Below are 6,581 nucleotides of genomic sequence, written 5' to 3' on the forward strand. Positions count from 1 at the left end.
CCCGATATCTTTATTTTAGTGTTTTTATTAAATTATCAAGCTCTGATGCCCAAAGGATTAATTTTTCAACTTTCAAATCTTCAAATTTAGAGTTTTGAATTTCTTCTAAAGTTGGTTGGATATGCATATAAGATAATAATACAATAATTATGTTTTCAAAAGAGTCAATGGAATACTCTAAAAGCGTATCAAAGTCTATAAGGTTTAATTCATAATCAGAAATGAACCGAGCTAGTTCAAAGTGCAAATCTTTCATTTCTTCTATTATGTCGTTAACAAAAACATCTAAACTGCTTAAATTACCAAATACTCTATCTTGATAAAATCTTAATAAAAATCGTGAAATCAAGATTCCTTTTCCATCTTTCCATATATATTTTGTTAAAAGCGTTGATACTCTTTCGGAAAGTCCATAATCTATACCACTTAATAAATATGCATTTAATAATAATTCAATACCATCAATATCCTCACTTGGCTCCTCTTTTATAAGATTCATTATCTCTATATTATTTTTCTTTAAATTTCTGTATAATCCTAATTTGTCAATTTCACCATATTCATCAAAAGAATTTATCAAAGATTCCACATAATTTTTATCAGCAATATTTTCTAAATAATCAAGATAAGAGTCAATATTATCTATTATTAAAGGCATATTTCCATACATTCCATAATTATTTAATTCAATAGATATCTTTTTTGCAATGTCTATTTCATCATTGGATAAAAGTGAAAACATATAAAATGTTTTTGCAGATATTTCAAATTCTGTATTTTTTAACATTTCATAATATTTTTTTGTACTTTCAATATCTCCAATAATAGCAGATAATTTTACCAATAATAATAGAATTAGATTTTTATTCTCTTCTTTAGCGATTTCTAAAGCTTTTTTCGCTGTTTCATACGCCTTTATATATTCACCAATATTTCTATAAGATATAGATAATTCATGAAGTATAAAGTCTTCTTCATAAATATCTGCAGCCTTTTCTAATTTTTTGGTTGCTTCTATATGTCTTCCGAGTTTTGCATATGTATAAGCTATGTTATATAGCAATTCATAATTTTCAGGATCTTTTGCCAAGCCTTTTTCCTGTATTTTGATAGCATCTTCAAATCTTTGTAGTTGATTAAATAATATTCCTAATCTTACATAAGCAGCGGGAAATTCAGGATCTTTTTTTAATATAGTATTAAGTTCCTCTATTGCTTCAGAAAACAATCCATTTTCAATATATATATCAGCAATTTTTAAACGAGGAATAATGAATTCCGGATTTAATTCTAAAGCATTTTTATAAGCTTCAAGAGCTTCTTCATAAATTTTTCTTTCAAACATTAAATTTCCCAATTCAAAATGACCGAGATAAAAATTTGGATTTTTTACTATAGATTCTTTTAATTCCAATTCTGCTAACTCATCTTGTCCGCTTTTTTTTAGCAAAAGTGATCTATAGAAATTAAATCTATAATCTTCTCCACCAATTTTCTTTGCTTTATTTAAATATAAGTTTGCATTTTCAAAATCATTTTTGTTTAAAGCATCTTTAAATGCCTCATAATAAAAATATACGAGATAACTTTTATAATATTCATCTTTTGAAATTTCATATTGTGCTTCTAATCCTCTTAAAATAACGTTAAGAGGTAATTTGTTTTTATCTGTAATGTTTTTCATATCATCTACTAATATTGGCATTTTTACAGGCAAATTATATAATTTTGCATATTCTGGTTTTAAATCTAAATAGACAATAGCGTATTTTAATCCCATGATTTTTCCTCCCTTTTTTCATTGAGTTCCATAACATATGCAATTATTTTAGCAACAATAAAATACATTTCTTCAGGAATGTCTGAAGGTATATCAAGGCTATACAATTCATTTACAGTTTTTGTATTTTTCAAGATAGGTATATTATTTTCTTTGGAAATTTCAATGATTTTATCAGCGATTTTTCCTATACCTTTGGCAATTACAGTCGGGACCTCATCTTTAAATTCTTCATATTTTATAGCCACAACTTTTTTATCCATATAATCCCTTCTTATTTAATTTTTCTGTATTTTCTAAAGTGTTGATTTGTAAAGCATTAATTTTAATACTATCTTTTTCTATTTCATTAATTAAATGATTTATATTATTTTTAAAATCATCAATATTCCTTTCTATATTAAAATTAATTGTTATGGAATTGTCTTTCTTATATATAATGCTATTTATCAAACCAAATTTATTAGAAATAAAAGAAAAAGCTATTCTTTTTATCTTTTTTTGCTGTTGTTTTTCATAATCTATTTCATCGCTAATATTTAAAAAAATAGGCATTCCAAATAATTGAAAAAATACGAAGTTTGGTTCTTGAATAGATTCAAATTGTGAAAAGTTTTTATATGCATTCAATGCTTTATGAAATATTTCGTTTTTTTGTGTTTTTATATAATATGCTTTTTCGTCTGTTTTTGATTTATGTGGAATCTTATTGCTTTTTTCATTTTTTTTATTGTTTTCGTTTATATTTAAGGAATTTACGTCCTTTTTTTCAAATTCTATAAAATTCTCATTTTTTTTATTTTTTACAATTTGATCATTATTTTGATTTGTAATGTTTTTGAGTATATCCGTTGGTTCTTTTTCTTTGTTTATTAAAATTGTATTTTTAATCATTTTATTTATGATTTTTGCGCTGTCATTAGGATCAGGGATCTTTAAACTTTTGTTTTCTATGATACTTTTTGCAATTTCTTTTATAAAGGTTTTAATAAAATTATTAGCACTATTAATGTTTTTTTTATTATCGGGAGTGATATTATATTTTTCTGAGAGATTATAATTCTTTGGAAAAATGTTTTTAATAAATTTTCCTAACCAAGTTATAAAATTTTTTATTTGTGGACTTTTTATGTTGCCAATTAATTTTAATTCTATATTTTCATTTAATAAAGGAAATTTCAAAGAATATTCTTTTTCAGATTCTTTGATATTTTGATTTTCTATAATAAATAAAAGTTCTTTTGCCTGTGTAATATTAGTATTTTTGCTTTTTTCATCGATAACATTAATATAATCTCCAGCTTTTATGTTTTCTGGTAATTTTGGATTTTCAATAATTATCCTTTTATTTTTATCTATTTTTAATTGAATAATATCCTCATCTATTGCCTCTATTAAGGCAATTAATGTTTTTATATTTTTTGTTTTTGTTAATTCTTTTATAATCCCAAAATTAAAAAATTTAATGCCATTTAGAATAAAAAATCCCTCACTTTAAAATATCATAATCCTCAGGATAATCGTATACAACTTTTCCATATTTTCCATCTGACAATTCTTTTAAAAAAGTACTCATAGCTCTTTCAATATCGTAAGTATTACCAGTAGCAATAAAATTTCTTCTTTTAGCGAATAATTCAAGAAATTTTATATGATCTTCAGGAATACTATCTGATTTTAAAGCTTTTTTAATTATATCTGGATATTTTTCTTTAAAAAAGTTGAAACCATATTCTATTGCAAATTCTTTTTCATCTTCTTCTGGTTTAATTGAACCTATTAATATAAGTTTATATAATATTTTTTTATTGTATATTTCACTATATAAAATACCTGGTGTATCGAGTAACATAAATTGATTGTTAACACTTATCCATTGAAGGCCTCTTGTAATTCCTGGGGTATTGCCCACCCTTAAAGCTTTTTTCCCTTTTATACTATTAATTAAGGTTGATTTTCCAACATTTGGTATACCAGCAACCATTACCCTCAATTCGCTAAACTTTTTTGGAAACGATTTATAAACTATTTTTGTTAAAAAACTTCTTACACTTACTTTTTTTAAAGCTGTTTTTAAAACTTTATATCCTTTATCTCTATAATATTTTTCCCAGAATTTTAGCTTGCTTTCATCAGCAATGTCAATTTTGTTAAAAAGAATAATTCTTTCTTTATTTTTAAACAGGTCATCATATTCATAAGCTCTACTTGCATAAGGAGCTCTTGCATCAACTAATTCCAGTATTCCCTGAACAGTTTTTAAATATGTTTTAATTTTTCCTTTTGCTTTTTTTATATGGCCAGGATACCACATTTTTTCACCTTCTTATCTCTGTGTTTGATTTGTTTTTATAAAATATCTTACTTCTATTTTAGTTTATAGAAAAGAGAAATAACAAAAAATCCGGGAACTTCCCGGATTAATACTGGTGCCCCCAGGAGGAATCGAACCTCCATTTGCGGATTAGGAATCCGCCGTTCTATCCGTTGAACTATGAGGGCGAGATTGATTTTTTTAGGACTATAAGTATTTTAACAAAAAAAATGAGTAAAATCAATAAAGAAAATATAAAGATAAAATTAAAAAGAAGAAGCATAAAAGCAAATAAAGTGTCCAAATAGTAAAAATAAAAAAAGGCACTCCTTGATTCAAGGTTAGTACAAAAAAAGATAGAAATCAATACATCTTTATCATATTTTTATTTAATCCAATTATGATATAATAGAAAAGAAATAAAATATCAGAAGGTGAAAAATATGGGACTATATGATCAACTATTCAAAGAAATATTTCAAGACAAAGATATGATTATTGAATTTATCAATTTGTTTCTACCATCATTAAAAAAATTCAATATCACTCCTGATAAAATTACCATTGAAAAAACTAAATTTACCGATTTAAACTATGGAGACAAAGAATCTGATATTTTATTTAAAATTAATTATGATAATAATGATTTATATCTTTTTCTATTACTTGAACATCAATCATCAATAGATTATTTAATGCAATTCAGGATATTGGAATATATGGTTAGAATATGGAGAAATTATATAAACAGACATAAATCGAAAAACAAAGGATTTAAATTACCGCCAATAATACCAGTTGTATTCTATAATGGTAAAAGGAAATGGACAGCAGAAATTTGGTATATGGAAAAAATACAAAACTGGCAATTATTTGATATATATACACCAAGATTTAAATATGAATTAATAGATTTATCTCAAATAGATAGAAAAAGGTTAATTGATATAAAAAATGCATTAGGATTATTATTGAGCATAGATAAAACAGATAAAAAAAATATAAAAGAAGCGTTTCAAGAGATAGAAAAAGCATTTAAAGGCTTACCAAAAGATGAAAAGAAAAAATTCACCGAATATTTGAACAAATTCTTAATAGTATTGAGTCAAAAGAATAGAATTGAAAATATAGAGATAAACATTGAAAGTGGAGAGGAGGAATTTCGAATGTTTGAAAACTTTGTAAAAGCAATAGATGAATCGTTAAAGGAAAGCTTTGAAAAAGGAATTGAGAAGGGCTTTGAGAAGGGTATTGAGAAAGGAATTGAAAAAGGAATTGAAAAAGGAAAATTTGAAGGCGAAAAAACAATCGCAAAAAGTCTTTTATTCAAAAAATTTGGAGATAATATTGTTCCATACTTAAATAACCTTGATTACTTGGATATAAAAACAATTGAAGATTTAACTAACAATATCTTTGATATTACTCTTGAAGAGGCTATTAACCTTCTTAAAAATTCATCTAATTAAATTAATAGATATTTTCAATTAAATAGACAACGCCAGGAATAACTCCTGGCGTTGTTGTATGTGCTTGGATATCGTAATAAAAATAAAAAAAACATGGGAGCTACTATAAATTATAAATGTTTTCTATATCTATTGGAGGGACTATCCAAAATTCTGTATAAATTGATAATATCTAATTATATACTATTATCATAAAATATCGTTAATTATAAAGTTTTTTCTTAGTTTTTCGTAAAATTAATATATTTTGTGAAATTTAAATGTTAGAGTTATAATTCCATAGTGTTTATAATAATTTTTGTGTTAGATTTTAGTTGAGAATTTTTCTTTTTAATGAATATTCAATTTTTTGTTCTTATCCTTTTGTGCACATTTCTGTGCAGTGGTTTAAGTAATATTCACTTTTCAAAATGAGTTTAATATTCAATTGTGATTTTATCTAATTTTTCTAAATATCTTTTTTAAAATATAGGCACTCTATCATCTCCAAAATATATTCTAAGTTCATTTAATATTTGTTCCCAATCTCTGATTCTACCAGTCCATTTTTCTGTTACTCTCATTGCTGCAAGATATATTGCTTTTATTAATGATTCATCTGTTGGGAATCCACTTTTATTTTTTGTTATTTTTCTAAATTGTCTATGTACATTTTCTATGGGATTTGTGGTATATATCAGCTTTCTAATAGGTCCTGAATATTTAAAGTAAGCTGATAGCTTATCCCAAAAACCTGTTAATCCATCAACAGAAGCAATTAAAATATCCTTTACACCTCTAACCTTACCAAGAATTTTTCATTTTTTTCTTTCCTTTTCCTTGGCATTGTGATCCCTCCACCAAATATCATTCTTTTCACTTTCTTTTTATTTTTCTCTTCCTTTTTTTATTTTTACACAGTTTATATTATACTACCGAAGGTATGTCTTCTGACGGAGGCTGCTTATTTTTCATAGCAAGAAAAAAACTCATCACTGAGTTGTTTAAGAATATAAAAAATTTTAAAGAGTTTATTATC

5 protein-coding genes, 1 tRNA gene and 1 pseudogene are annotated in these 6,581 nt (G+C 24.8%); 1 reads left to right on the forward strand and 6 read right to left on the reverse strand.

Annotation, left to right across the window (positions count from 1 at the left end):
- Positions 1 to 10: 10 nt before the first annotated feature.
- The 5 genes from BUA62_RS08225 to BUA62_RS08245 form a co-directional block, all read right to left on the reverse strand.
- On the reverse strand, positions 11 to 1,780 hold the full coding sequence (locus tag BUA62_RS08225) for a tetratricopeptide repeat protein (protein ID WP_072865333.1): 1,770 nt from the start codon (positions 1,778 to 1,780) through the stop codon (positions 11 to 13).
- Complete coding sequence (locus BUA62_RS08230; protein WP_072865334.1) at positions 1,771 to 2,043, reverse strand: EscU/YscU/HrcU family type III secretion system export apparatus switch protein; 273 nt, start codon at positions 2,041 to 2,043, stop codon at positions 1,771 to 1,773. Before BUA62_RS08230 ends, BUA62_RS08225 begins: the two co-directional genes overlap by 10 nt.
- Positions 2,036 to 2,962, reverse strand: coding sequence for a hypothetical protein (locus tag BUA62_RS08235; RefSeq protein WP_072865335.1), 927 nt, complete (start codon positions 2,960 to 2,962; stop codon positions 2,036 to 2,038). Before BUA62_RS08235 ends, BUA62_RS08230 begins: the two co-directional genes overlap by 8 nt.
- A gap of 307 nt (positions 2,963 to 3,269) precedes the next feature.
- Positions 3,270 to 4,094: a ribosome biogenesis GTPase YlqF gene (ylqF, locus tag BUA62_RS08240; protein ID WP_047265539.1), complete on the reverse strand. Its 825-nt coding sequence runs from the start codon at positions 4,092 to 4,094 to the stop codon at positions 3,270 to 3,272.
- 113 nt (positions 4,095 to 4,207) lie between these two features.
- Positions 4,208 to 4,282 (reverse strand) — tRNA-Arg (locus BUA62_RS08245).
- 255 nt (positions 4,283 to 4,537) lie between these two features.
- Here BUA62_RS08245 and BUA62_RS08250 point away from each other — a divergent pair.
- Positions 4,538 to 5,563: an Rpn family recombination-promoting nuclease/putative transposase gene (locus tag BUA62_RS08250; RefSeq protein ID WP_072865336.1), complete on the forward strand. Its 1,026-nt coding sequence runs from the start codon at positions 4,538 to 4,540 to the stop codon at positions 5,561 to 5,563.
- Between the two features lie 461 nt (positions 5,564 to 6,024).
- On the opposite strand, the pseudogene BUA62_RS11280 reads toward BUA62_RS08250, so the two are convergent.
- Positions 6,025 to 6,342 (reverse strand): annotated as a pseudogene (locus BUA62_RS11280) (transposase); the annotation flags it as partial.
- Between the last annotated feature and the right edge of the window lie 239 nt (positions 6,343 to 6,581).

This window comes from Marinitoga hydrogenitolerans DSM 16785, from assembly GCF_900129175.1.
GTDB lineage: Bacteria > Thermotogota > Thermotogae > Petrotogales > Petrotogaceae > Marinitoga > Marinitoga hydrogenitolerans.